This is a genomic window from Enterobacter sp. 22452, from assembly GCF_052045065.1.
Lineage (GTDB): Bacteria > Pseudomonadota > Gammaproteobacteria > Enterobacterales > Enterobacteriaceae > Enterobacter > Enterobacter mori.
The window spans coordinates 21,187-45,238 of sequence record NZ_JBQEOB010000009.1; the positions used below are offsets into that span (position 1 = coordinate 21,187).

The 24,052-nt window shown below is 51.5% G+C and carries 20 protein-coding genes; 9 read left to right on the forward strand and 11 right to left on the reverse strand.

Annotated features, from left to right (window positions below; genetic code table 11):
• Positions 1-12 precede the first annotated feature (12 nt).
• Positions 13-1,506: a M16 family metallopeptidase gene (locus tag ACTJJA_RS20405; RefSeq protein ID WP_108417653.1), complete on the forward strand. Its 1,494-nt coding sequence runs from the start codon at positions 13-15 to the stop codon at positions 1,504-1,506.
• Between the two features lie 68 nt (positions 1,507-1,574).
• Here the strand turns inward: ACTJJA_RS20405 and ACTJJA_RS20410 are convergent, their stop codons facing one another.
• Complete coding sequence (locus ACTJJA_RS20410) at positions 1,575-2,504, reverse strand: sugar kinase (protein WP_089599343.1); 930 nt, start codon at positions 2,502-2,504, stop codon at positions 1,575-1,577.
• A 230-nt stretch (positions 2,505-2,734) separates the two neighbouring features.
• Between ACTJJA_RS20410 and pdeH the strand changes: the two genes are divergently transcribed.
• Together pdeH and ACTJJA_RS20420 are read left to right on the forward strand one after the other, a co-directional pair.
• Entirely contained in the window at positions 2,735-3,508 is a 774-nt protein-coding gene (gene pdeH, locus ACTJJA_RS20415) for a cyclic-guanylate-specific phosphodiesterase (RefSeq protein ID WP_303569397.1), read from the forward strand.
• 65 nt (positions 3,509-3,573) lie between these two features.
• Positions 3,574-5,616 (forward strand): AsmA family protein, encoded by a 2,043-nt coding sequence (locus tag ACTJJA_RS20420; RefSeq protein ID WP_440669045.1) that lies wholly within the window; start codon positions 3,574-3,576, stop codon positions 5,614-5,616.
• 93 nt (positions 5,617-5,709) lie between these two features.
• On the opposite strand, the gene ACTJJA_RS20425 is transcribed toward ACTJJA_RS20420, so the two are convergent.
• From ACTJJA_RS20425 to ACTJJA_RS20435, 3 genes are all read right to left on the reverse strand, one after another.
• On the reverse strand, positions 5,710-7,032 hold the full coding sequence (locus ACTJJA_RS20425) for an MFS transporter (RefSeq protein WP_211447904.1): 1,323 nt from the start codon (positions 7,030-7,032) through the stop codon (positions 5,710-5,712).
• A 261-nt stretch (positions 7,033-7,293) separates the two neighbouring features.
• Positions 7,294-8,319: an inner membrane protein YhjD gene (yhjD, locus tag ACTJJA_RS20430; protein WP_089598703.1), complete on the reverse strand. Its 1,026-nt coding sequence runs from the start codon at positions 8,317-8,319 to the stop codon at positions 7,294-7,296.
• A gap of 52 nt (positions 8,320-8,371) precedes the next feature.
• Positions 8,372-9,271, reverse strand: coding sequence for a LysR family transcriptional regulator (locus ACTJJA_RS20435; protein WP_089598702.1), 900 nt, complete (start codon positions 9,269-9,271; stop codon positions 8,372-8,374).
• A 119-nt stretch (positions 9,272-9,390) separates the two neighbouring features.
• Here ACTJJA_RS20435 and ACTJJA_RS20440 point away from each other — a divergent pair, with 119 nt between their 5' ends.
• The gene (locus ACTJJA_RS20440) at positions 9,391-10,149 is read left to right on the forward strand and encodes an SDR family NAD(P)-dependent oxidoreductase (RefSeq protein WP_440669046.1); all 759 of its coding nucleotides are present in this window, start codon (positions 9,391-9,393) and stop codon (positions 10,147-10,149) included.
• Between the two features lie 173 nt (positions 10,150-10,322).
• Entirely contained in the window at positions 10,323-10,925 is a 603-nt protein-coding gene (locus ACTJJA_RS20445; RefSeq protein ID WP_431139323.1) for a response regulator transcription factor, read from the forward strand.
• Here ACTJJA_RS20445 and ACTJJA_RS20450 read toward each other — a convergent pair.
• Positions 10,904-11,239 (reverse strand): lysozyme, encoded by a 336-nt coding sequence (locus ACTJJA_RS20450; protein ID WP_440669047.1) that lies wholly within the window; start codon positions 11,237-11,239, stop codon positions 10,904-10,906. The two genes, ACTJJA_RS20445 and ACTJJA_RS20450, sit on opposite strands and share 22 nt — an antisense overlap.
• Positions 11,240-11,310: 71 nt before the next feature.
• Positions 11,311-11,850, reverse strand: coding sequence for a GNAT family N-acetyltransferase (locus ACTJJA_RS20455; RefSeq protein WP_440669048.1), 540 nt, complete (start codon positions 11,848-11,850; stop codon positions 11,311-11,313).
• A 148-nt stretch (positions 11,851-11,998) separates the two neighbouring features.
• On the opposite strand from ACTJJA_RS20455, the gene ACTJJA_RS20460 reads away from it, so the two are divergent.
• Positions 11,999-13,588 (forward strand): STY4199 family HEPN domain-containing protein, encoded by a 1,590-nt coding sequence (locus ACTJJA_RS20460; protein WP_440669049.1) that lies wholly within the window; start codon positions 11,999-12,001, stop codon positions 13,586-13,588.
• A 125-nt stretch (positions 13,589-13,713) separates the two neighbouring features.
• On the opposite strand, the gene ACTJJA_RS20465 is transcribed toward ACTJJA_RS20460, so the two are convergent.
• The 3 genes from ACTJJA_RS20465 to ACTJJA_RS20475 all read right to left on the reverse strand — a co-directional run bounded on the left by ACTJJA_RS20465 (position 13,714) and on the right by ACTJJA_RS20475 (position 17,386).
• On the reverse strand, positions 13,714-15,363 hold the full coding sequence (locus ACTJJA_RS20465) for an alpha,alpha-trehalase (RefSeq protein WP_440669050.1): 1,650 nt from the start codon (positions 15,361-15,363) through the stop codon (positions 13,714-13,716).
• 536 nt (positions 15,364-15,899) lie between these two features.
• Positions 15,900-16,745, reverse strand: coding sequence for an aminoglycoside phosphotransferase family protein (locus tag ACTJJA_RS20470; protein ID WP_440669051.1), 846 nt, complete (start codon positions 16,743-16,745; stop codon positions 15,900-15,902).
• Positions 16,742-17,386: a recombinase family protein gene (locus ACTJJA_RS20475; protein WP_029461139.1), complete on the reverse strand. Its 645-nt coding sequence runs from the start codon at positions 17,384-17,386 to the stop codon at positions 16,742-16,744. Before ACTJJA_RS20475 ends, ACTJJA_RS20470 begins: the two co-directional genes overlap by 4 nt.
• Before the next feature lie 167 nt (positions 17,387-17,553).
• On the opposite strand from ACTJJA_RS20475, the gene ACTJJA_RS20480 reads away from it, so the two are divergent.
• Positions 17,554-20,541: a Tn3 family transposase gene (locus ACTJJA_RS20480; RefSeq protein ID WP_440669052.1), complete on the forward strand. Its 2,988-nt coding sequence runs from the start codon at positions 17,554-17,556 to the stop codon at positions 20,539-20,541.
• Positions 20,542-20,908: 367 nt separating this feature from the next.
• Here the strand turns inward: ACTJJA_RS20480 and ACTJJA_RS20485 are convergent, their stop codons facing one another.
• Both ACTJJA_RS20485 and ACTJJA_RS20490 read right to left on the reverse strand, forming a co-directional pair.
• The gene (locus ACTJJA_RS20485; RefSeq protein ID WP_440669136.1) at positions 20,909-21,283 is read right to left on the reverse strand and encodes a hypothetical protein; all 375 of its coding nucleotides are present in this window, start codon (positions 21,281-21,283) and stop codon (positions 20,909-20,911) included.
• Positions 21,284-21,521: 238 nt separating this feature from the next.
• Positions 21,522-21,878 (reverse strand): mCpol domain-containing protein, encoded by a 357-nt coding sequence (locus ACTJJA_RS20490; RefSeq protein ID WP_214606417.1) that lies wholly within the window; start codon positions 21,876-21,878, stop codon positions 21,522-21,524.
• Between the two features lie 581 nt (positions 21,879-22,459).
• On the opposite strand from ACTJJA_RS20490, the gene ACTJJA_RS20495 reads away from it, so the two are divergent.
• Both ACTJJA_RS20495 and ACTJJA_RS20500 read left to right on the forward strand, forming a co-directional pair.
• Complete coding sequence (locus tag ACTJJA_RS20495; RefSeq protein WP_440669053.1) at positions 22,460-23,335, forward strand: nucleotidyltransferase domain-containing protein; 876 nt, start codon at positions 22,460-22,462, stop codon at positions 23,333-23,335.
• Positions 23,335-24,000, forward strand: a complete 666-nt coding sequence (locus tag ACTJJA_RS20500; protein WP_440669054.1) for a hypothetical protein — start codon at positions 23,335-23,337, stop codon at positions 23,998-24,000. The genes ACTJJA_RS20495 and ACTJJA_RS20500 overlap by 1 nt, the downstream gene beginning before the upstream one ends.
• The last annotated feature ends 52 nt before the right edge of the window (positions 24,001-24,052 follow it).

Below are 24,052 nucleotides of genomic sequence, written 5' to 3' on the forward strand. Positions count from 1 at the left end.
TCAGGGGTTCACATGCAGGGCACAAAAATTCGACTCTTAACCGGCGGTTTGCTGATGATGGCAGCAGCCAGTTATGTGCAGGCAGATGCGCTCCAGCCAGACCCGGCCTGGCAACAAGGGACCCTGGCGAATGGTTTTCAGTGGCAGTTGTTAGCGACTCCGCAGCGTCCCAGCGATCGTATTGAAATTCGTTTGTCAGTGAATACCGGCTCCCTCACTGAAAGCACCCAGCAGACTGGCTTCAGCCACTTTATTCCTCGACTGGCGCTCACCCAGAGCGGCAGTTTGCAGGCGGTGCAGGTGCGTTCGCTCTGGCAACAGGCCATCGACCCGAAACGTCCTCTCCCCCCTGCGGTTGTGTCATACGACTACACCATGTTCAACCTGAGTCTGCCAAATAACCGTAACGACCTGCTGAAAGAGGCGCTGACCTATCTCTCCGACGCCACCGGTAACCTGTCGGTGACGCCGGAAACCGTCAACTATGCGCTGAGTAACAGTGACATGGTGGCGACCTGGCCTGTCGATACTAAAGAGGGCTGGTGGCGCTACCGCCTGAAAGGGTCAACGCTGCTCGGTCACGATCCGGCAGAGCCGCTGAAGCAGCCTGTGGATGCCGAGCAGGTCAAATCGTTCTACCAGAAATGGTACACCCCGGATGCGATGACCCTGATCGTGGTCGGCAATGTGGATAGCCGTGCGGTCGTCGAGCAAATCAACAAAGTGTTTGGTGAGCTTAAAGGCAAGCGTGAAACGCCTGCGCCCGTACCGACCCTTTCGCCGCTGCGTCCTGAATCTGTCAGCATCATGACGGACACCGTGCGTCAGGATCGTCTCTCTATGATGTGGGACACCGCCTGGCAGCCTATTCGCGAATCCGCCGCGCTGCTGCGCTACTGGCGTGCAGACCTGGCGCGTGAAGCGCTGTTCTGGCACGTCCAGCAAACGCTAAGTAAAAACAACGTGAAGAACATTGGTCTGGGCTTTGACTGCCGGGTATTGTTCCAGCGTGCGCAGTGCGCCATTAACGTTGAATCGCCGGGCGATAAGCTGAATACGAACCTGGGCGTGGTGGCGAAAGAGCTGGCAAAAGTGCGTAAAGAGGGGCTCTCTGAAGAGGAGTTCAACGCGCTGGTCGCGCAGAAATCACTTGAGCTGCAGAAACTGTTCGCCACCTATGCTCGCGCCGATACCGATATCCTGATTAGCCAGCGTATTCGCTCCCTGCAAAACCAGGTGGTCGATATCGCGCCGGAGCAGTATCAAAAGCTGCGCCAGGATTTTCTCAGCGGTCTGACCGTAGAGATGTTAAATCAGGATTTACGTCAGCAGCTATCGCAGGATATGGCGTTGATTCTGCTGCAGCCGCAAGGCGAGCCGGAATATAACATGAAGGAACTGAAAGCGACCTGGGATGCGATTATGGCGCCTGAAGCGCAGCCTGCACAGGCTGCATCGGCGGATGATTTGCACCAGGATGCGAGCGATATTCCGCAGGGTCAGTAAGACCCTGGTTCTTTGTTCCCTCTCCCTGTGGGAGAGGGTTAGGGTGAGGGCATCAGCCCGCACCTTATTTAAACAGGCATCGCCTCACGTGGAATAATCGCCCCGCGATACTGAATCACGGTACTCGCCGTTAGGTGACCACGCTGTGCCGCCGCTTCAGGTGTCCCACCCGTCAGGCGTACCGCCAGATACCCCGCGCTGAAAGAATCTCCCGCCGCCGTCGTATCAATCACTTTCTCTTTCGCCAGTTTCACCGCAGGTACCTCAACCACCGCTTCGCCCGCGATGGCAACCAGGCATGAATCCGCACCGCGTTTAATCACCACTTCGCTCACGCCGGCAGCCTGAGTGCGTGAGATAACCTCATCCACGGGCTTCTCACCCCACAGGGCGTCTTCATCATCCAGGGTCAGGAATGCGATGTCGGTGCATTCCAGCATCTGCTGATAAACCTGCTGCGTCTCTTCGCGGCTGGCCCACAGGCGAGGGCGATAGTTATTATCGAAGATCACCTTGCCGCCGTTGGCACGGCATTCGCGCAGCAGAGACAGCAGCTTTTCCCGGCTTTCCGGGCTCAGGATCGCCAGGCTGATCCCGCTCAGATAGAGATAGTCAAAGGTGGCCAGCTCTTCGCAAATGGCGGCGGCGGCATCGCTTTCCAGCCAGAATTTGGCGGCGGCTTCGTTACGCCAGTAGTAGAAGGTGCGCTCGCCGGTGCTGTCAGTTTCGATGTAATACAGACCCGGCAGGCGGTTTTCCATACGCTGGATAAGGGAGGTGTGAACATTCTCGCTCTGCCAGGACGCCAGCATCTGCTCGCTGAAGCTGTCCGTCCCAAGCGCAGTAACGTAGTTCACGCTCAGTGCGTCAGGAGCAACCTGACGGGCAATATAAACAGATGTGTTTAATGTATCGCCACCAAAACCGCGGCTGACTTCCTCGCCTTTTTGGGACAGCTCAATCATGCATTCGCCAATCACGGCAATTTTTTTGGACATAGTCGTGAACCTGAACAGAGTAATTTACGGTAGTGTGCGTTGAGTGAATTTTGTGGTCAACCATATTAAAACGACGTTCCAATATTTTTTTTGAGCCAGCGCGTGTTCCTGCAAATTTCTGTCATCTTAATTTCATTTTCCCGGCTAATTGAACATAAAGTTCTCAATTAGCGCGCCGATAACCCAGTGACGAGTCCAAAAAGGTCATCCCATACAACAGGACATCTGAAATGAAGTCAGAGCAGGTTATCCAGCGGCTGAACACTACGCCAGAGGCAAGTATTGAGAACTTGCAGGAGCATCGCTACTGGCTGCAATGTGATCGAGCGTACACCTATCAACCCATCTATCGCACCGATGGTCGGCTGATGGCGATTGAGATTTTAACGGTCGTTACACACCCATCGAATCCTTCACAGCGCATTGCGCCTGACCGCTATTTTGCGGAGGTGGCGGTTCGCCAGCGACTGGATGTGCTGGAAGAACAACTCCGGATGCTGGCAACGAAGCAGGCATTTTTCGCCCGGCACAATATCCTTGCGTCGGTCAATGTCGACGGTCCCACTCTGCTGGCATTGCGTCAGAACGAGAAATTGCAGGCGCTGATTGCCTCCCTGCCATGGATGCGTTTTGAACTGGTGGAGCATGTCCGCCTGCCGCAGGACTCCTCATTTGCCTCCATGTGCGAGTTTGGCCCGCTGTGGCTGGATGACTTCGGCACCGGCATGGCGAACTTCTCGGCCCTTAGCGAAGTTCGTTACGACTACATCAAAGTGGCCCGCGACCTCTTTATCATGCTGCGCCAGACGCAGGAAGGTCGAAACCTGTTCACGCTGCTGCTGCAGCTGATGAATCGCTATTGCCAGGGCGTGATTGTTGAAGGCGTTGAAACGCTGGAAGAGTGGCGTGATGTGCAAAACTCTCCTGCCGCCGCTGCGCAGGGCTACTTCCTCTCTCGTCCGGTGCCGATGGATACGCTCGAAACGGTGATAACGACGCTCTGAACTGCCCGCTTCCCTTTGTCTGGACTATAGTTTTACAGGACAGGTCATCAGGAAAGGGGACAAAAATGACAAAGACAACCAGGGTTATCGCCTGGATCTCAGGGATTTTCTTGTTGTTGATCGCGGTCACCATCATCATTATTGCGACATTCGACTGGAACCGTCTTAAGCCGACCATCAACCAGAAAGTCTCAACTGAGCTGAACCGACCCTTTGCCATACGCGGCGATCTGGGTGTGGTATGGGAACGGCAGAAAGAGGAAACCGGCTGGCGAAGCTGGGTGCCCTGGCCGCACGTTCACGCCGATGACATTATTCTTGGCAACCCGCCGGACATCCCTGACGTGACAATGGTTCACCTGCCGCGCGTTGAAGCCACGCTGGCACCGCTCGCGCTGCTGACCAAAACGGTTTACCTGCCGTGGATCAAACTCCAGCAGCCCGACGCACGCCTGATCCGCCTTTCTGAAAAGAACAACAACTGGACGTTTAACCTTGCCAGCGACGGCGAGAAAGATCCCAATGCGCAGCCCTCTTCGTGGTCATTCCGCCTCGATAACATTCTTTTCGATCGCGGGCGGATCGCCATTGACGATAAGGTCAGCAAAGCAGACGTGGAGATCCTGGTCGATCCGCTCGGCAAGCCACTGCCGTTTAGCGAAGTCACGGGCAGCAAGGCCAAAGGCGACAGCGCCAAAGCGGGCGATTACGTTTTCGGTCTGACGGCAAAAGGGCGCTATAACGACCAGCCGCTGACCGGGAAAGGGAAAATTGGCGGCATGCTGGCGCTCAGGAGCGAGGGCACACCGTTCCCGATGCAGGCGGATTTCCGTTCCGGCAACACCCGCGTGGCGTTCGTGGGCACGGTTAACGACCCGATGAACATGGGCGGTGTCGACCTGCAGCTGAAGTTTGCCGGCGATTCGCTGGGTGAGCTGTATGAACTGACCGGCGTGCTGCTGCCGGATACCCCACCGTTTGAAACGGACGGGCATCTGGTGGCAAAAATCGACACCGAGAAATCGTCGGTCTTTGACTACAAGGATTTCAACGGCCGCATTGGCGACAGCGATATTCACGGTTCGCTGACCTACACCACCGGCAAACCGCGCCCGAAACTGGAAGGTGACGTCGAGTCCCGCCAACTGCGCCTGGCCGATCTCGGCCCGCTGATTGGCGTGGATTCCGGCAAAGGCACCAAATCAAAAGAGGTGAAAAAGGACATCCAGCCTGCGGGAAAAGTGCTGCCTTACGATCGCTTTGAGACCGATAAGTGGGACGTGATGGATGCCGATGTCCGCTTCAAAGGGCGCAAAATTGAGCATGGCAGCACGCTGCCGTTGAGCGATCTCTCGACGCATATCATCCTGAAAAACGCCGATCTGCGCCTGCAGCCTTTGAAGTTTGGCATGGCGGGCGGAACGATTTCCTCGAACATTCATCTCGAAGGCGACAAAAAGCCGATGCAGGGACGGGCAGAGATTCAGGCGCGCAGGCTTAAGCTAAAAGAGCTGATGCCTGACGTCGAACTGATGCAGAGAACCCTCGGTGAGATGAACGGCGATGCCGACATTCGCGGCGTGGGCAACTCCGTGGCGGCGCTGCTGGGTAGCGGTAATGGTAACCTGAAACTGCTGATGAACGACGGGCTGATCAGCCGCAACCTGATGGAAATTCTGGGGCTTAACGTCGGTAACTTTATCATCGGCCAGATTTTCGGCGACGATGAAGTCCGCGTGAACTGCGCGGCGGCAAACGTGGATCTGGTCAACGGCGTGGCGCGCCCGCAGATCTTCGCCTTCGATACGGAGAATGCGGTGATCAACGTGACCGGGACGGCCAGTATGGCCTCTGAGCAACTTGACCTCACCATCGATCCGGAAAGTAAGGGGATACGTATCATCACCCTGCGCTCGCCGCTCTACGTGCGCGGCACCTTCAAAAATCCGCAGGCGGGCGTGAAGCCCGGGCCGCTGATTGCGCGCGGTGCGGTAGCGGCAGCGCTTGCCACGCTGGTGACGCCCGCTGCGGCGCTGCTGGCGCTGATTTCGCCGTCAGAAGGGGATGCCAATCAGTGCCGGAACATTTTGTCGCAGATGAAGAAGTAAGGTGCAGCCTGTTTTTGCCGGGTGGCGCTGCGCTTACCCTGCCTACATTTGAATCGTAGGCCGGGTAAGGCGTAGCCGCCACCCGGCATAAGCTTACAGTGACTGGTTCTTAGTTTCGTGCGTCAGCAGCAGCGCAATCAGCGTCAGTGCTGCCATGGCCGCCAGATAGACGCCCACGTAGAACAGACCATAGTTCGCCTGCAGCCAGGTCGCGATATACGGCGCAACGGACGCGCCCAGAATAGAGGCAACGTTGTAGGAGAACGACGCGCCCGTGTAACGCACTTCCGTCGGGAACAGCTCCGGCAGCAGCGCACCCATCGGGCCGAAGGTCAGGCCCATCAGGCTCAGGCCAATCAGCAGATACGCCATCACCAGTGCAGGGCTACCGGAACCCAACAGCGGTGGGAAGACGAACAGCGCGAACAGAATAATCAGCGTGGTGATCACAATCATGCTTGAGCGGCGACCAAACTTATCCGCCAGCAGACCCGCAATCGGCACCATCACGCCAAAGCCAATCACCGCCATCATCAGCATCCACAGCACTTCGTTACGCGGCAGACCCAGACCCACCGGCGCAGCGGCGGTGCTGTACGTCATTGAGTAGACGGTCATGATGTAGAACAGCGTATACGTCGCCAGCATGATAAAGGTGCCCAGCACGGTCACGCGGACGTGTTTGGTCAGCAGCGTTCCCAGCGGTACTTTTACCTGTTTTTTCGCTGCCGCGACTTTGGCAAAGACCGGCGTTTCGTGCAGAGAGACGCGCACATACAGACCAATCAGCACCAGTACGGCAGAAAAGACAAACGGAATACGCCAGCCCCAGCTCATGAACTGTTCATCCGTCAGCAGCCAGGAGAGCAGCAGGAAGGTGCCGTTCGCGAAGAAGAAGCCAATCGGTGCGCCCAGTTGTGGAAATGAGCCATACAGCGCACGCTTGCGCGCCGGGGCGTTCTCGGTGGCCAGCAGCGCCGCGCCACCCCATTCACCGCCCAGGCCCAGACCCTGACCAAAACGCGCCAGCGCCAGCAGAACCGGGGCCAGAATGCCGATGGTTTCGTAAGTGGGCAGCAGACCGATGGCCACGGTCGAAATCCCCATCGTCAGCAGCGACGCCACAAGCGTCACTTTACGGCCAACGCGATCGCCAAAGTGACCAAAGACCGCTGAACCAATTGGACGCGCCACGAAGGCGATAGCGAAGGTTGCCAGAGACTGTAGCGTTGCCGCCGTCGGGTCGCCCTGCGGGAAGAAAATATGCGGGAAGACGATAACCGCTGCGGTGGCATAAATATAAAAGTCGAAGAACTCAATGGCGGTGCCAATCAGCGATGCGACGACAACTTTGTTACGCGAGTTGACCGGAACGTTTTCCGCCCCTTCGTTAAGTGTTGTGGCTGTTGCTTGCATAATATTTTCTTATTTTTGGACGAACGAAAGGCCATATTACGCATAGCAAAAGCGACATTTCAATCTGTAACAAAGTCGCGAGGCGGTGATAAAAGCAACAAAAAGCGGATAATTTTCAGACCAGAGAAATATCTTCCATGAAATGCTTCACACTTTTCAAATATTAGTGATTAAAACTGGTTTTTGGTTAAATAAAAGTTACGGTCTGGATTTATATGCTGAAATGATTGGTCGGGCTGAAATATCAGCCCGACAGGGGGCTTAGCGGTGGGTTTTTCCCGGCATGCGCGGGTCATCTTTATACTCGGCAGTGGCGATCCACGCCGCGCAGAACAACGTCAGGCGAGCGAAGAAGTAGAAGAACGCCATCAGCCCCAGTACGGAGCCAAACGCCGCGCCGGACGGGGATTTCACCAGCGACGGCAGGGTGTAGGTCATTACGATTTTAATCACCTCAAAGCCAATCGCCGCAATGAGCGTCCCGCGAATGAGCGCTTTCTTACGCGGACGATGGCGCGGCAGGCGCCAGAAGATCCAGAAGAACAGCAGGTAGTTGGCAAAAATGGAGATAGCCAGGCCAATCCCGCGCCACGCGGGCTTCAGCCATTCAATGTAATCAAGATAGAGCGCGGAGATGATCATCTGCTGCGCCGAGCCTGCAACGGAAGTGATGGAAAGCGTCACGATCAGCGCCACGAGCAGACCAATCAGCGATACAAAATCACGAAAATACTTAACCCAAATCTTCTCCTGATCCTGCGGCGTCCGCTCCCACACGTCGCGCGACTGGGCGCGAATGGCTTCACGCAGGTTGCCCATCCAGTTAATGCCGGAATAGAGGGCAATCAGTAAACCGACGATACCGACGGTAGTACGCTGCTGTACGGCGGTATTGATGGTGCTTTTCAGCGTGGAGGCGAGCGTTGGGTCGCTGACGTTAATCAGGATCTTATTGAAAATGTCCTGCAGCAGCGTCGGGTGTGATGCCAGCACAAAACCGGCGGCAGCAAACGACACCATCAGGATCGGGATCATCGATAAGAAAGAAAAGTAAGTAATGGCCGCCCCAAACTGATTCCCCATGCGGTCGTTAAACCGTTCCGTGGCGCGTATCAGGTGCGCAATCATGGGAAGCTGCTGGATCTTTTCTGCCATGCTGGTAACCGTGCCCAGCGCTTTGCTGGCTGTCCCAGGCGTTGCGGGCGCTTCAGGCTCGGTTTCCATCTTTTTGATGGGTTCATACTCTAAATGTTGAGTCGGTCGTTGCGGATTGTTTTCCGGCGTCACGCGCATTTTCCTTTTCGTTGAGCTGGATGTGTTTTTGAATTATAGCTTGCGACTAGTCCACGTAAGCTTTCGTGAGTTCAGTTAGCCACTCCATAAACAGATGTACCCGGCGGGAGAGGTTACGGCGGTGAGGATAAATCAGCGAAACGGGCATCGGTTCAGCCCGGTACTGCGGGAGGATCTCAACCAGTTTCTTCGCGCGCAGTAAATCACGCACCCCAACCCGCGGAACCTGAATAATGCCTAACCCCGCAAGGCAGGCAGCCTGGTAGGTCTCCGTGCTGTTGACCGTTAATACACCGCCCGTCTTGACCCACTGCGTCGTGCTGCCGTTATAAAACTCGAAGCCCTGCGGGCGTGTGCCCAGCGTGGCGGCATAGTGGATCACCGCATGTGAAGCCAGATCCTCCAGCGTCTCAGGATAGCCGAAGCGCGTCAGATACGCCGGACTGGCGCAGTTGATGACGGACAGCTTGCCCAGCGGTCGGGCTATCAGCCCTGAATCCTTCAGCGTGCCCACGCGCACCACGCAGTCAAACCCCTCGCGAATCACGTCCACCAGACGGTCGCTGCTGCTGAGTTCCAGTTCGATGCCGGGATACTGTTGCAGAAAGGCGGGCAGTTTGGGGATGACTAAATTTCGCGCAACGCCAACGGGCATATCGACACGCAACCGTCCGCTGATGCTGGAAGGGTCGTGAAGGAACATGCTGTCCAGTTCGTCGAGGTTTGCCAGCAGATCTTTTGTGCGTTCGTAATAGACCATCCCATCCTGCGTCAGGCTGACGCGACGGGTGGTACGGTGCAATAGCTGGGTGCCCAGCTGGTTTTCCAGCGCCTGGATTTGCCGCGAAACGCTGCCCTTTGGCAGGCTCAGCGTCTCCGCCGCGCGGGAAAAACTCTCCAGTTCTGCGACACGGATGAACAATTGCATTGCGTGAATTTTATCCATAGGCGGCGCTCATTGTTGTTCTTAATGAAACAGTGAAGCGTTATCCACTGTCTTTATTGATTTTCTATCACCTAATAAGCTCTTTCTCAATCTCCATAACAGCCGAAACGAGGTTTCTCATGAGTGAACGTATTGCATTAGTGACAGGTGGTAGCCGTGGCCTGGGTAAAAATGCGGTTTTGAAGCTGGCGGCAGAAGGGACGGGGATCATCCTGACCTATAACAGCAGCGAGCGGGAAGCGCAGAACGTCGTGCGTGAAATTGAGCAAAAAGGGGTTAAGGCGGTGGCATTACAGCTTAACGTCGGCGAAATCTCCACTTTCGGTGACTTTGCTAAAAAAGTGCAGGAAAGCCTGAAGACGGTCTGGCAACGTGACACCTTTGATTATTTATTAAACAACGCGGGCACGGGGTTATATGCACCCTATACCGAGACGACGGAAGCCCAGTTTGATGACGCAATGAACATCCACTTTAAAGGGCCGTTCTTCCTGACTCAGACCCTGCTGCCTCTGATAAAGGATGGTGGGCGCATTCTGAACGTCTCCAGTGGTCTGGCCCGTTTCACCCAGCCGGGCTCGGGTACCTATGCGGCGATGAAAGGGGCGATGGAAGTGCTGACCCGCTATCAGGCGAAAGAGCTGGGCGCTCGCGGGATCGCCGTCAACATTATCGCCCCCGGCGCGATTGAAACCGACTTTGGCGGCGGACGCGTGCGTGACAACGCCGAGCTTAATCAACTGCTGGCGTCGCAGACGGCGCTGGGTCGCGTGGGCCTGCCGGACGACATTGGCGATGCCATTGTCGCCCTGCTTAGCGACAAACTGGGCTGGATGAACGCGCAACGTATTGAAGTGTCAGGCGGTATGTTCCTCTAAGATGCACGCTTAAGGGGAGGGAACCTCTTAAGGAAATCCTTAAGACAAATGTGTCCAGATACGGGTAGATATAAAGAAAACGGGTGGATTTGTAACCTCTCCATTCATTGAGTTTTTTCTCAAATAATGCCTCTGTAGAATCCCCCCTCGCTATTCTCAGAGGGAGAAAAACGATGCGAGTAATCATGTTTGACAGGCAGTCGATATTTATTCATGGAGCGATACACAGTCTGCAAAAGTTAATTCCGGAAATAGATATGACGGGGACCAGTCAGGCTGATGAATTATGGGCGCAGTTGTCCGCGTCACCCGCCGCTATCGTAATGATTGACGGGGATTTAATTCAGAAAGAGGGCATCGCTTTCCTGGAGGAAGTCATACATCGCTTCCCGGCACTCCGCGTGGTGATGGTTCTGGCGAGAAAAGAGACCAGATGGGGCGAGCAGATGATGCAGCGAAACGTGATGGCGATTATTCCCCGCAATGCGAGCCCGGAACGATTCGCCGCCGTGCTGGATTCCGTGTCCAGAGGGATGATCTGTTTTCCCGGGGAGTGGCTCAGGCAGCAGGCTTCGCAGGAAGCATTATTAACGCTAAGCGAGCGTCAGCGTGAAGTGTTGAAACGCCTGGCTGCCGGGGAGTCAAATAAGGAAATTAGCCGCAGCCTGAATATCAGCGCGGCAACGGTAAAAGCCCATCTGGAAGCGCTTTTCCGTCGGCTGGATGTCAAAAACAGAACGCAGGCGGCCATGTACTACACCCGCTCAACGGCCTGAAGCAGCGCTTTCGCCAGGGGTGTCTCACCGAAGCTGAATATCATTAATATCAGCGCGTCATGCTGCTGTTGGGTTAAGGGGATCGTCACATTTTCCCGCAGCAGCGCCTCGCATAATTGCAAATCGCCGTGGAGCAAATATTCTGCCTCGATGGGGGTGATAAGACGGCGAAAATCTTCCCGCGGGTGGATGACGTGACCATATCCGATAACCCATATCCCGTTTATGTCACGATATTTCTCCAGGGAAAGCCCCTGATTTTTTTTAATTAACGCAATCGCAGCAGACGATATCTTTAGCGTAGAACCTGGCATATTCGTTTCCTCTTAATGGCAACACTGTAGAGGAAACGACGCGGGAGAAATATCCGCCAAATGGCTATTGCTCAGGGATTATTATTCAGGTATTCATGCTTCAATAAGCCAAATAGCCAGTCATTTTGCCACTGACCGCCAAGGTAATAATTCTCGCGCAGTTCGCCTTCCAGTTGAAAACCTGTTTTTTCCAGTACACGCTTTGACGCAATATTTCCCGCCGTGACGGTGGCGGTAAGCCGACGAATACCGCCCTGAAGAAAGGCATAATCGCAAAGCGCCCGCAGCGATTCGAAGCCGTAACCTTTCCCGTGTGCCGCAGGTGCGAAAAGGAATCCGACTTCGGCACAATCCTCGTCCCGATGAATGTAACCCGTGACGCCCAGCGGAGCCTGTGAGGCCGCATCACGCACGGTGAGGCAAAGCCAGTGCGCACTGCCCGGCGACCATGGGACGAGACGAGAATCGAACGCGGCGCGGATCTCTGCCAGAGGACGGTTTTCCGCCACAAAGCGCATGACGTCGGGATCGTGCTGTAGCGCAAGAAAAAATGGCCAGTCCTGCTCGTGCAGCGGTGAACAGGTGAGACGCGCGGTCGTTAATACGGGCATTCAGATTCTCCTGAAACATTTTAAATGATTATAAGGTTGTCACTTTATTTCAACAGAAAGTCAGGTATGTTTAACATCGTATAAATAAAAGAAAAAAAGGCTGTTTCATGCCTGGCCCAGGCGTTTTCATTGTCTCTGAAGGAATACAATGACTCTCAGCACATCACACCCCATTCGCGAACAGTTTGAACACTGTCTTGCGGTTATTCGTCAGGCGTCAGTCGAAATTCTGCTCCTGCTGAATGTACATGCTTCTGAAGGAAAAGATCCACGCTGGTTTCTGGAACAACTGGACAGTGCCCGCTTAGGTCTGGGGGGATGGACTGCTGTTGCGAAGCAACTCAACCTGAACGATGCAGAAATGTCGACATTTACCCTACAGCTGCGCCTGCTGCAGCAGCGCGTGCCTCAGTATGAAAGCGGGCAGGATGTCACTGAAAATCAGCTGATTGCGGCGATGCGGTTTGTGACGACTCTGGAGCATCTTCGTCTCCAGCAGCCTCTTCTGACTTACAACACTGAGCTGGCGCACGGTAGCGAAATCCAACAGCAGCAGGCGCATAAGCAGGTGCGTGCTATCGAATTGATGATGAAGGGGCTGATCCAGCAGGCGTGGCCCGATCAGGTGCGGTTGAATAATCATCTCAAGACCCTGTTTAATGCCGATCGCGTTCGTCGCTGGCTGAAGCTGGGCGACATTAATGATGTGTTGAGCGGCATGATGTTCAGCGAGCTGGCGCAGCTGCTGGTGGATAAAAAAGAATTTAGCCGTTACTACGCGTCACTGTTTAGCGATCCCGCCATGCTGACGCTGCTGGTGGAGCCGCGCATCACCCTGCAAACCTTCCTTGATGACATCCGACAAATCCGCAACAGCATTACCGTGCAGCGGGCATTAAGTTCCGCGCAAATCCTGCTGCTCGATCGCTACTATACGCAAGTCACCCGACCCGTTCAGCGCGCGTTTGAAGAGGGAAGAACACGCATCAATCCGGCGGGATTACTGGCCGTGGATGCCAGCGAACTGCATGCCTTCTGGGAAAAGGCGCAGAAAATGGACCGGGTCACGGGTGGCGATCTGTTCGAGGTGCGTGACACCATTGAAAAGCCCACCCAGCGCGCACCGCGAACGCCTGAACAGCGCGAGCAGCTCATTTCCGGCGTGCTGTGGGGCGCGGTTGGCGTCATGGTGATTGCGATTATTGCCGGGGGAGTCTGGCTTGTGACCAGCGGTAAACCGCAGCACGTCGCGGCGAGTGCCGCAGCCACGCCTCCAGTAGAGGAGATGCGTGAAACGCCTTCCTCGCGTGAAACGCTGACGCGCATGGGCGTTACCTGGGACGAGAATAATTTCCGTTCAGCCATCAACCGCAATGACACTCGCGTGGCGCTGCTTTTCTTGCAGGGTGGCATGGACTGGAAGCTGTCCTGGACGGAAGAGGCGATGTCGTCAGACCATGACGACGTGCTGGAACTGATGCTGCGCTATCGGCAAAACATGGTGGAAGAGAAGCCGTGCCGACGTTTTATCAACACGCTTAGCCACGCGATGGCTAACGGTGAGTCTCTGACGTCAACGCGTAAAGACTATTTAAAAGCGTTTTGCACCGTACCCGCTGTTGTGAAGCGCCAGCAGCACGACGCGGATATGGCGAAACGGCGTGCCCAGGCACAGCCGGGCTCAGAGACGAAAAAATGGCAGGCTATTCAGACTGCCATTTATGAGGTGATCCGCTAAATTCTTCCCCTCACCCCAGCCCTCTCCCCAGAGGGGCGAGGGGGAAAAGACCGCACCGCGCAGTCCCCTCTCCCCTCAGGGGAGAGGGTTAGGGTGAGGGGTGAGGGCACCTAACCGCACCCCACTTAAGGCTCCCCATACAGCCCAATCAGCCGCCGCACTACGCCGTTCGTCCAGCCGAAGCCGTCCTGAAGCGGGTACTCCCCACCCCCACCTTCACGCGGCGTGCTGCTGGCGATGTGGTACTTCTCAATCAGCTTATGGTGAGTCTGATAAAAATGGTTCACCGTGTGCAGCCAGCTCCAGGCGATCTCGTCGCCCAGCGAGTCGTTGCCGTACTGCTTGAACCCCTGAATCGCCATCCACTGCAGCGGTGCCCAGCCGTTGGGTTTATCCCACTGCTCGCCGGTTTCGTACTCGGTCGCCAGAATCCCGCCCGGCGTTAGCAGCCGCGCCTTGACCGCATCTGACAAGCGTTCAGCCTGCTCGTGCGTTGCCATGCTAACATACAGTGGCACAATGCTGGCCGCTGAGAACAGCGCCATATCTTCACGTCGCCAGTCGTAATCCCGATAACAGCCGTTCTCTTCATCCCATAAATAGCGGTTAACCGCCGCGCGGCGATCGCTGGCTTTCTGGCGGAACAGGTCGGCCGTCTCTTTATCTCCTTTCGAAGCAGAGATATTGGCAATAGCGCTTTCCAGTTTGAACAGGAAGGCGTTCAAATCGATAGGGATAAACTGCGTGGTGCGGGTGCTGGCAAGTCGACCCGGCTCACGAAGCCAGCGGGAGGAGTAATCCCAGCCAGACGCCGCCCCGGCGCGTAAATCGCGGTAAACCTCATTCGGCGGACGGCCAGAGTGGCGCGCCGTCTCCACGTCCTCGATCCACGATTCGTCGCGCGGCGTGTCGCGGTCATCCCAGTAACGGTTAAGCAGTGAGCCATCCGGCATACGCACCGCGCTGCGGTAGGCCTGGTTAAGCAGCAGCGACTCGGCCCCATCCATCCAGAAGGCGTGCTCCATCTTCAGGTGTTCAAGATAACGCTTCGCGCCGCGCACCCCGTCCTCCTCAAACAGCTCCACCATCAGGGCAAATACGGGCGGCTGGGAGCGGCTGAGATAGTAGGTGCGGTTACCGTTCGGGATATGACCGTAACGCTCGATAAGCCAGGCGAAGTTATCCGCCATACACTTCAGCAGATCGTTACGGCCACTCTCCGCCAGCCCCAGCATGGAGAAGTACGAATCCCAGTAGTACGTCTCGCTGAATCGCCCGCCGGGGACGATATACGCCTGCGGCAGCGCCAGCAGGGACGACCAGGGAATATGATCCTGCGGTTCGCGCGTCAGCACGGGCCACAGGCTGTCAATGTGCTCTTTGAGCGACAGGCCGGGATTCGAAACATATTCCGTGCTGTAGGTCTCCGGCAGCCAGAAGTGGTTCTCCACAAACTGGCGCAGGTCGAAATCCCGATGGCGTTTCACCTTGCGATAGCGGATCAGGATATCCAGCGGATCCATCTTCGGGGCGCAGTCGGGGAAGGTTTTGCTGTCGGCAAACAGCCTTGATGACTGCACGTGTTCGAACAGTTCAAGGTAGCGGTCAGCAGGCGTCAGGGCGTCGGAGGCCGGCAGCCCCTCGATCATTTCCGGTTCCGGCTCCGCCTCAATCATCTCATCCAGTTTCAACTCGCAGGGATCGGTCTCGTAGCGCAGCTCTTCTGCAATCTCGAACTCGATGTTCTCGGTAGCCTGTAGTTTCTGGTTGAACATGGTGATAAGGACCTCCGGTTGTGTGTTCAAAAGACAGGTTTTTCCGGGCGTCTTATAAGCGTAGACATTCGCTTCGGTAGATGGGGAGGGAAATGTGCGGTAGATCACTCTTTTCGGAGCATTCGTTTTGCAACGATTTATGAATGTTAAAAAAAATGCCCCTCAGGAGAGGGGCATCAGGATTAACGCATGGTCACGCTGTACTACCACACTGTTACAGTGTAGAAATTCTGGAAGGCGGTGCCAGTGTTGGGTTAGGCTAATGTTAACAATTTTTCCAGAGTTTTCAGAGAAATGAGATTTTGAGTGACAAACCACTGATGTTTTCCAGAATCCCTTACTCTAAGCCTATGTTCAAGGCTGTCTGCTTTTTGAACAAGGATCAACCAGTCCTAATTTATATTGACGTATTACACTGGCTAAATTTGGTAGTGTAACCAAAATGGAAATCTTAGCTCTATGGCATTAAATGTATCTGGGGTCAGTTTGGATATCGAAAATTATTGTACGTTAAGGCTAAGTTTCAATCGAAAAAGTTAACCTTCACTTACCGTACAGTTGTTTAGTTCAGATATTGCCAGCTCTGCTATTCTCGTTGTAACAGAAATCGTGCCGTTACTTTCCAGCGTCCATGCCGCGGATAATCCACACCATGCACAGATCCACATCAGAAGCCTCTCTCTGTCCAGACCGGCAGTTTCGGCCACGATATTAAGTCGTTGTTTAAATATTTCCGGGACAACGGCTATTCCAGAAGCTGGATCACCAAGGTCAGGATTTGTGAAAATATTGGCATAATCGAACCCTCGCTCACCTTTTAAGCCTTTCGGGTCAATTGCCAGCCAACCGGATGACCCAAAATCAAGGACGTTAGCGTGATGCAAATCGCCATGTAGCGTGGTCACATCAAGCGGCGAAGATAGCAGATCTTCAGATATTTCTGCGCACTGTTTCAGAATCCCCCCATATATCCGGGCGGCTGGTTTAAGGGCGTGGAACCAGTCATGAAGAGAAGTAAGTTGTGGTATTGGCTGTTTCCGACCTATGTGCAACTGGTTTGCTGTAAGGCACAAAATACGGCAAGCCTCTGTGTCCTGACCTTCTCTGGACATCGTGGACAGAGATGCGGGCCCCGTGGCACGCTCCAGAAGAATTGCCTCATTTTCATGGGAAATTACCGGGGCAGCTCCACTTCCTCCCCACCATGCCATAAGTGCATTACCTCTTTGTTCTTCCAGGTCATCGGTAATTTTCAGCATCGCTTTTATGCCATCGGTTGATGTTTTAACCGGGAGGAGTTGTGATGTATGCGTTACGAATGGTGAGCCGTCTGGGATGAGTTTCCAGCGACTCAGCCAGGGTGCGAACTTGTATTTATTCATAAATCTTTATCTCCCTGCCGGTAAAGGGACTGTATACGGCAAACTTGTGAGCAACTATAGCCCGTAGCCTCAGCAGTTTCCTGAATGCTCAGTTTCTTGACCTGCCGGTAGTACAGGACTTTCTGATGCCGTTCCTGATCAGCCTGTTTACCCCGGTATTTTCCCAGTGTATGCGCGCGTTCAATTCCCTGGCGTTGCCGCTGGCGGCGGCTCAGCCAGTCCTTATGCGACATCGCGGCCATCAGATCGATAAGCATATTATTGATGGCTGTTATCACGGCGCGGGTGATTGCGTCAGCCTGCGAAGGGTCTTTATCTGACAGCGCCTGCCATGAGGTGGGCACATCCAGGCTGACAATCCGCAGCTCGTGTTGTTCGATCTGCTTTTTCAGCGTCATCCAGTCGCTGTTACTCAGACGGGTCAGGCGGTCTATCTGCTCGACCAGCAAAATATCATTGCGGTGACTGTCCATCAGTAAGCGTCCCAGTTCCGGGCGGTCAAGTTTTGTACCGCTGATGTTCTCCCGGTAGTAGCTGGCTATTTTATGTCCCCGTTCCTGAACGAACTGCTCAAGCATCTCTTTTGCCCGATCGGCGAACTGATCTTCCGTCGATGCCCTCAAATAAGCTCTGATGAACATTTTTTCACCACATTATCGCATTTAAGTTATTGCATTAATCCTATCGCATATAGGTTATGTCATTCATCGTGTGCCGTCACGTTTTGGTTGTGGCGTCAGGGTGTACCCTTATGCGATATCTGGTTTTGTTAAAAATACCGCACTGAATAATTTATGAGGGAAACTATATGGCAAGGAGGCATATTCTTTCTCTGTCGGAAAGAGAATCATTACTGGCATTGCCAGACGATGAGTTAACGCTGACCCGATTGGCCTATTTCAGTGAGCATGATCTGGCTCTTATCAGTGCTCACCGTAAACCCGCCAGCCGTTTTGGTTTTGCCGTCCTTCTTTGCTATCTGAAAAATGTCGGCTTTGCCCCGGATAAAAAAATCCCACCCTCTGATGCGCTGCTGAAACATATCGCCAGCAGGCTAAAGCTTACCGGGGATCTCTGGCCTGCTTACCTTTCCGGCAGGGATACGACCCGGCGTGAGCATTTAACCGAACTGTACCGCTATCTTGGCGTAAAGGCGTTCACCGGCAAAATACAGCAAGACTGTATTACACACCTGCTGCCGATGGCGACGCGCACCGATAAAGGTATTCTCCTGGCCGAAGAACTGCTGGTCTGGCTCCGGAAGAACAACGTGATAATCCCCGCGATTGATGTCGTGGAGCGAACCTGTGCGGAGGCCATGGCAGGCGGAGATAAAATCGTATTTCAGACCCTGAATGCCCCGTTAACTCCGGCTCACAGGGATGCCCTGGATCGTTTACTTGAGTCATCAGATAATCAGTCTTCCAGGCTGACATGGCTGCTGCAACCGCCGGGTAAAATCAATGGTAAGAATGTGCTGCAACACCTTGATCGGCTCAGTAGCATTGAATCGCTGGCATTACCGGAAGGTATAGATCGCACCATTCACCAGAACCGGTTGCTGAAACTGGCGCGGGAAGGCCGAAAGATGAGTAGCCGGGATTTGACCCGATTTTCAGCAGCCCGGCGTCATGCGATCCTGGTGTGCGTGCTGGAAGAAGCCAGAGCCACACTGACAGACGAAGTGATTGAGTTGCATGAACGCATGCTGAACAGCCTGTTCAGCAAAGCCAAAAGAACACAGGCTGAGCGCCTTCAGCAGACCGGAAAGCTGATCCAGTCAAAACTGAGGCAGTACATCGATGTCGGTCAGGCGCTGTCTGATGCCCGCGATTCTGGTGACGATCCATGGCTCGCAATAGAAAGCATCCTGCCATGGCCTGAATTTGTCGCCAGTCTGGAGGAAACACGCCATCTCGCCAGAAAAAATAATTTCGACCCGCTGCATATTATTACCGAGAAATACAGCATATTACGGAAATATGCCCCACGCATGTTATCCGCTTTACAGCTAGTCGCAACCCCGGCAGCGCAACCTCTGGCTGATGCGCTGGTTGTGATCAAGGATATGTACCGGAAGCTGTCACGTAAAGTTCCGGCGACGGCGCCGCTTGAGTTTGTCCCTGAAAGCTGGCGCAAGGTGGTGATTACACCTGCGGGTATTGATCGGCAGTATTATGAGTTTTGTGCGCTCAGCGAGCTTAAGGGAGCGCTGCGCTCCGGGGACATCTGGGTCAAAGGATCACGGCGCTACAAAAACTTTGATGATTACCTCATTCCCGAAAAGGACTTTGACAAACTCACACCGGCGCTGCCCCTGCCCGTATCTGCTGATTACCATGAGTACATTACCAGCCGTATGACCCTGCTTCAGTCCAGACTTGAAGAGGTTAATGCCATGGCTGCCTTTGGAGAGCTGCCCGATGTGGAAATATCTGACAGGGGAGTAAAAGTCTCTCCGCTGGATAACTGCGTCCCGGAGCAGGTTTCACCGCTGGCAGATCTGGTTTATAGCATGTTACCGCGCCCTAAAATCACGGAAATTCTCGATGAGGTAAACAGCTGGACGACGTTTACCCGACATTTTTCGCATATAAAAAATGACATTACCCGTCCCGATACCCGCCTGCTCCTCACCACCATTCTTGCGGATGGCATCAATCTTGGTCTGACCAAAATGGCAGAAGCCTGCCCCGGGAGCACCAAATCATCACTCGAAGATATTCAGGCATGGTACATCCGCGATGAAACCTATTCAGCCGCTCTTGCAGAGCTGGTAAATGCGCAGGGGAAAAGACCACTGGCGGCATTCTGGGGAGACGGAACAACGTCATCATCAGATGGACAGAATTTCAGAACAGGCAGCTCAGGCCGCTACGCAGGGCAGGTTAACCCGAAATATGGGCAGGAGCCTGGACGTCAGTTTTATACCCATATTTCGGATCAATACAGCCCGTTTTACACCTGCATAATCAGTCGGGTCAGGGATTCAACCCACGTTCTCGATGGCTTGCTGTATCACGAAAGCGACCTGGAAATCAGGGAGCATTACACCGATACCGCGGGTTTCACCGATCATGTCTTTGCCCTGATGCATCTGCTGGGATTTGTGTTCTGTCCGCGAATCAGGGATCTCCACGACAAGAAGCTGTTTATCAAAGGAAAATCGGACCAATACCCGGCGCTTCAGTCACTGATATCAACAACCAGCCTGAATCTGAAAGAGATCGAAATTCACTGGCGTGAAGTGCTGCGTCTGGCAACCTCGATAAAGCAGGGAACCGTGACGGCATCCCTGATGCTGAAAAAGCTCGCCAGCTACCCCAAGCAAAACGGACTTGCCAAAGCACTGAGGGAAATTGGTCGTATTGAACGAACGCTATTTATGCTCGACTGGTTCCGCGATCCGGCACTTCGTCGGCGGGTACAGGCGGGACTGAATAAAGGAGAAGCCCGTAACGCGCTGGCGCGGGCGGTATTCCTGCACCGGCTGGGTGAAATCAGGGACAGAAAACCGGAAAATCAGAGTTATCGCGCCAGTGGACTGACGCTGCTGACGGCTGCGATCTCGCTGTGGAATACCGTCTATATGGAAAGAGCGGTCGATGCCCTGAAGCGTAAAGGGGTGAAGATCAACGAGCAACTTCTGTCGCATTTGTCCCCGCTAGGCTGGGAACACATCAATCTGACGGGCGATTATATATGGAAAAGCAACCGGATACCGGCTTCCGGTAAGTTTCGTCGGCTGAGGCCAGCTAAAGTCGAAAGGTCAAAAAATAGCCTTAACGTACAATAATTTTCGATATCCAAACTGACCCCTATCTCACTGACACAGTCCAAAATTTCGAACAGTGAAATGCAATGCTCACAATTATACTGTTATGAAGTACTTTCTTTGATGATTTTCAAGTGTTTTATTTGACTGCTATTCAAAATTTCTCTTTGTAATTTTCAACAATAAAACCTAGGCTTAATAACAAGCATTTGTTCAAATCATTCATTAAATTTGAATGTATCATTTGCATTTTAGCTGCATGTTTTTTGAGATGTGTTTTTATTTATTGATAAGACTCTAAAATACCCAGTGTTTGTGGGAGGAACGATGTAATGGAACAAGCTTAATATAAATTCAGCCTGTTCCAGAACGTGTGAAAACATAAAAATTAATAATAGGATATATCAGAAGTAGTGTTAAGCGATATCCGTTTAATAGATATTCTCCCTATTGACTTTCTATCGGTATAATACCTTCCTGATAAATATAGAGCATCTCTATTTTCAATTACATCAAAAATAGTTGAACCGATATAATCGCTCCAAGCAGGATTCTTGGGGGTTGATTTATATACATAATACAATTTCTTAACATCCAGTTCTTTTGTAGGCGTTGCTTCCAAAGTGACCGATTTTACTGTTGCGCCATGCATTTCAATCTTCGTAATAAGCAGGGCCTGCCTGATGATTGCACGAACTTCGAATTCTTTATTGTTTTCTGTTGTTATATGACCAACCCAAATGCCATTTAGATCAGGATAAATATCTTTTTTGAAAAAAACGTAGGATTCTCCATATTATTCGTGATATTGGCGGCGAAAGAAGTATGAAGTTTATTATAATAGATGCAATCGATGATATTGTTAATAGTTTTAGTAAACTCAGATCGGCTGCGAGAAATGTCTTGAAAAGCCAAAAGGAAAAAATCGTAACAAGTAAAGATATTAATGAGACTGTTGAGAGTAACTTGTCAAACTTGATTATCCTAAACATGGTACACCGTCAAATGTTTTTGTAAATGGAAAGCATGTTTTTGCCATTGCTTTTAGAATTTAAAAGTGCAATATATGCTTCTCTTAAATTCATTCCGACACCTGCCGAGAATGTAATTCCATCAGATGCCAGTAACTGTATCTCGTTAAATATCACATATAAATCAATATCTATATCTATTTTGGCTGTAACACCATCTGCGGCCTGGAAAATTATTTCGAAGCCATTTTTGGATAATGTTGAAGATATTTTTTTTGTTGCATTGTTTATATTGTTGCTAATTTGAATTAATTTTTCTTCATCGTTTGCTATATATGATGCAGTTATTTTTCTTCCAACATCATCACCATCTATTGTTATGTACATTTATTCCTCTCTATGTGCTTAAGATGCTTTAACGCCACAAACTAAGCCTGAATTGATTTTTTGACATCCAATCGCCTTCTCATTTTTGATTGTATCAACTCTATGCACAGTAGTACAACTCAAATTATTGATGAGGGATTAGCTTTTTTGCAATCTCCGATAAAATTCTGTCAATTATAACATTTTGATTTAAATATATTCTAAAAACAATTGATGATGGGACGACAGTTGATTAATTAAATGAAAGATATTTAATAGATGTGATTCTGCATAGGGCATATATTCTGTAGAGCTTTTGGTTATCAAACTAGATAGTCATGGATTTCTGTAAACACTTTCCTGACTGTTTAATGCTAATACTATTAGTGAACACAAAAGTGGGTGTGTTATAAGATATTGATTTATATGCAAAAATGTTGTCTGTTGTTTGTTGGGCGGAACAGCTTTAATTGCTAAGATTTATCATTCGACTGATCACATAATTGAGAGATTTCTGTTGAGCTGCTAGTGCAGGAGCTATAGTTTTATACTAATTCTCATAGAGATTATTTTAAATAAGCTTAAACATTAAGGGTTAGACAATGATTACGGAAGATACTCTGTCTATGTGGACTGGACCTTCGAGTGATACTGAAAAGGAAAAGCAGGAGCGAGCTGAACGAATGATTCGGCAAGCAATTGATTCACATGAGTTATTTAATAATTGCCCGCTGAGGGTCTATGCAAAAGGATCTTACGCGAACATTACTAATGTTCGTTCAGATAGTGACGTGGATATTGCTGTTGAATATACAGGCGCTTTATACTGGGATGAGTCTGAAAAGGGGCTATATAATCCTGAGAAATTATATGAAGGTATTTGGACTCCTGAAAGATTAAGGGGGGAACTTCTAATTGCCATGGAGTCTAAATTCCCTAGACAAGTAGATTCATCGGGTTCTACAGCGCTACAGATAAAATCCAATTCATGTCGAGTAGATGCTGATGTCGTTCCATGTTTTAGTTACCGTTACTATATGAAAAATGGAATGAGGGATGGAACCAAAATTTTCAAATCAGATGGAAGTAGTATAGTTAACTATCCAGCCCAACAAATGGAAAAAGGAACCGAGAAGAATAATAGAACTAACTATGCCTATAAAAAAGGTGCACGATTGTTAAAACGCATTGAAAATGCAATGGCAGAGGATGGCGTATTTCGAGAGCTACCATCTTTTTTTATGGAGTGTCTAGCTTACAATTGCCCAGATACCACGTTTGTTCATTCAACCTGGACTGAATGCATCCGAGCTATGCTAATTCATATTTGGTCTAACCTCCAAGGCGATGAACCATCCTCTGAGCGTTGGTTAGAGGTAAACGAATGTTTTTTCCTTTTTCATTCAAAGCAAAAATGGACGCGTGAAGATGGACGCGAATTTGCTAAGGCTGCGTGGAACTACCTGGAACTTAAGTAATGCGTAATATAACATTTAAAAATTCATTATATCTGCTAGTCGGACTTTCAGCAGCTGCTTGGTTTTCTCTTGCCTATGTTAATGGGTTAGACTTGTCCAAGTTAAAGGATTTTTTAGGACTTGTTCCAAAAGTAGTGAGTATTGATCTTTTTGTGGTAGCTGTTTTCGCAAAATGGGGGTGGAAACTTAAAATTTTTAGAGGATGGCTTGTCCCGTTTCCTGATATGAATGGAAGTTGGGTGGGGTTAATATATTCAGACTGGATAAACCCGATGACGGGGGAAAAAGTATCACCTATACCTGTAATGCTTACTGTGAATCAATCATTCTTTCATATCAGCTGTATGATGCGTACGAGTGAAATGGAGAGCTTTTCATATTCGGAGGGTTTTATTATTGACCCGGAACGACAGGTTAAAAACATCTCATACTCTTATTCAAGTAAGCCTCGGCTAAGTTTAAGTGAACGAAGCGTTCCTCATGATGGAACTGTAGTGTTTAAAATCATTGAAAATCCGAACCAGAAACTAGTGGGTAGATATTGGACGGAAAGATTAACTAAAGGGGAAATAATCCTTCAATTTCACTCTAAAGAACAACTTGAAGAACTTCCCGATAATTTGCATGAGCATCCAGTGACGGAAAATGAAAATCGACGAAAATAAAATCCCATTTCAAGATGAATGAAAATAGCACTATATATCAATGAGGTGAAAA

Excerpts from the sequence above, each read along its gene's own strand:
- ACTJJA_RS20405 (WP_108417653.1), top strand. The coding sequence starts at position 13 with ATGCAGGGCACAAAAATTCGACTCTTAACCGGCGGTTTGCTGATGATG.
- ACTJJA_RS20410 (WP_089599343.1), bottom strand. The coding sequence starts at position 2,504 with ATGTCCAAAAAAATTGCCGTGATTGGCGAATGCATGATTGAGCTGTCC.
- pdeH (WP_303569397.1), top strand. The coding sequence starts at position 2,735 with ATGAAGTCAGAGCAGGTTATCCAGCGGCTGAACACTACGCCAGAGGCA.
- ACTJJA_RS20420 (WP_440669045.1), top strand. The coding sequence starts at position 3,574 with ATGACAAAGACAACCAGGGTTATCGCCTGGATCTCAGGGATTTTCTTG.
- ACTJJA_RS20425 (WP_211447904.1), bottom strand. The coding sequence starts at position 7,032 with ATGCAAGCAACAGCCACAACACTTAACGAAGGGGCGGAAAACGTTCCG.
- ACTJJA_RS20435 (WP_089598702.1), bottom strand. The coding sequence starts at position 9,271 with ATGGATAAAATTCACGCAATGCAATTGTTCATCCGTGTCGCAGAACTG.
- ACTJJA_RS20440 (WP_440669046.1), top strand. The coding sequence starts at position 9,391 with ATGAGTGAACGTATTGCATTAGTGACAGGTGGTAGCCGTGGCCTGGGT.
- ACTJJA_RS20445 (WP_431139323.1), top strand. The coding sequence starts at position 10,323 with ATGCGAGTAATCATGTTTGACAGGCAGTCGATATTTATTCATGGAGCG.
- ACTJJA_RS20450 (WP_440669047.1), bottom strand. The coding sequence starts at position 11,239 with ATGCCAGGTTCTACGCTAAAGATATCGTCTGCTGCGATTGCGTTAATT.
- ACTJJA_RS20455 (WP_440669048.1), bottom strand. The coding sequence starts at position 11,850 with ATGCCCGTATTAACGACCGCGCGTCTCACCTGTTCACCGCTGCACGAG.
- ACTJJA_RS20460 (WP_440669049.1), top strand. The coding sequence starts at position 11,999 with ATGACTCTCAGCACATCACACCCCATTCGCGAACAGTTTGAACACTGT.
- ACTJJA_RS20465 (WP_440669050.1), bottom strand. The coding sequence starts at position 15,363 with ATGTTCAACCAGAAACTACAGGCTACCGAGAACATCGAGTTCGAGATT.
- ACTJJA_RS20470 (WP_440669051.1), bottom strand. The coding sequence starts at position 16,745 with ATGAATAAATACAAGTTCGCACCCTGGCTGAGTCGCTGGAAACTCATC.
- ACTJJA_RS20475 (WP_029461139.1), bottom strand. The coding sequence starts at position 17,386 with ATGTTCATCAGAGCTTATTTGAGGGCATCGACGGAAGATCAGTTCGCC.
- ACTJJA_RS20480 (WP_440669052.1), top strand. The coding sequence starts at position 17,554 with ATGGCAAGGAGGCATATTCTTTCTCTGTCGGAAAGAGAATCATTACTG.
- ACTJJA_RS20490 (WP_214606417.1), bottom strand. The coding sequence starts at position 21,878 with ATGTACATAACAATAGATGGTGATGATGTTGGAAGAAAAATAACTGCA.
- ACTJJA_RS20495 (WP_440669053.1), top strand. The coding sequence starts at position 22,460 with ATGATTACGGAAGATACTCTGTCTATGTGGACTGGACCTTCGAGTGAT.
- ACTJJA_RS20500 (WP_440669054.1), top strand. The coding sequence starts at position 23,335 with ATGCGTAATATAACATTTAAAAATTCATTATATCTGCTAGTCGGACTT.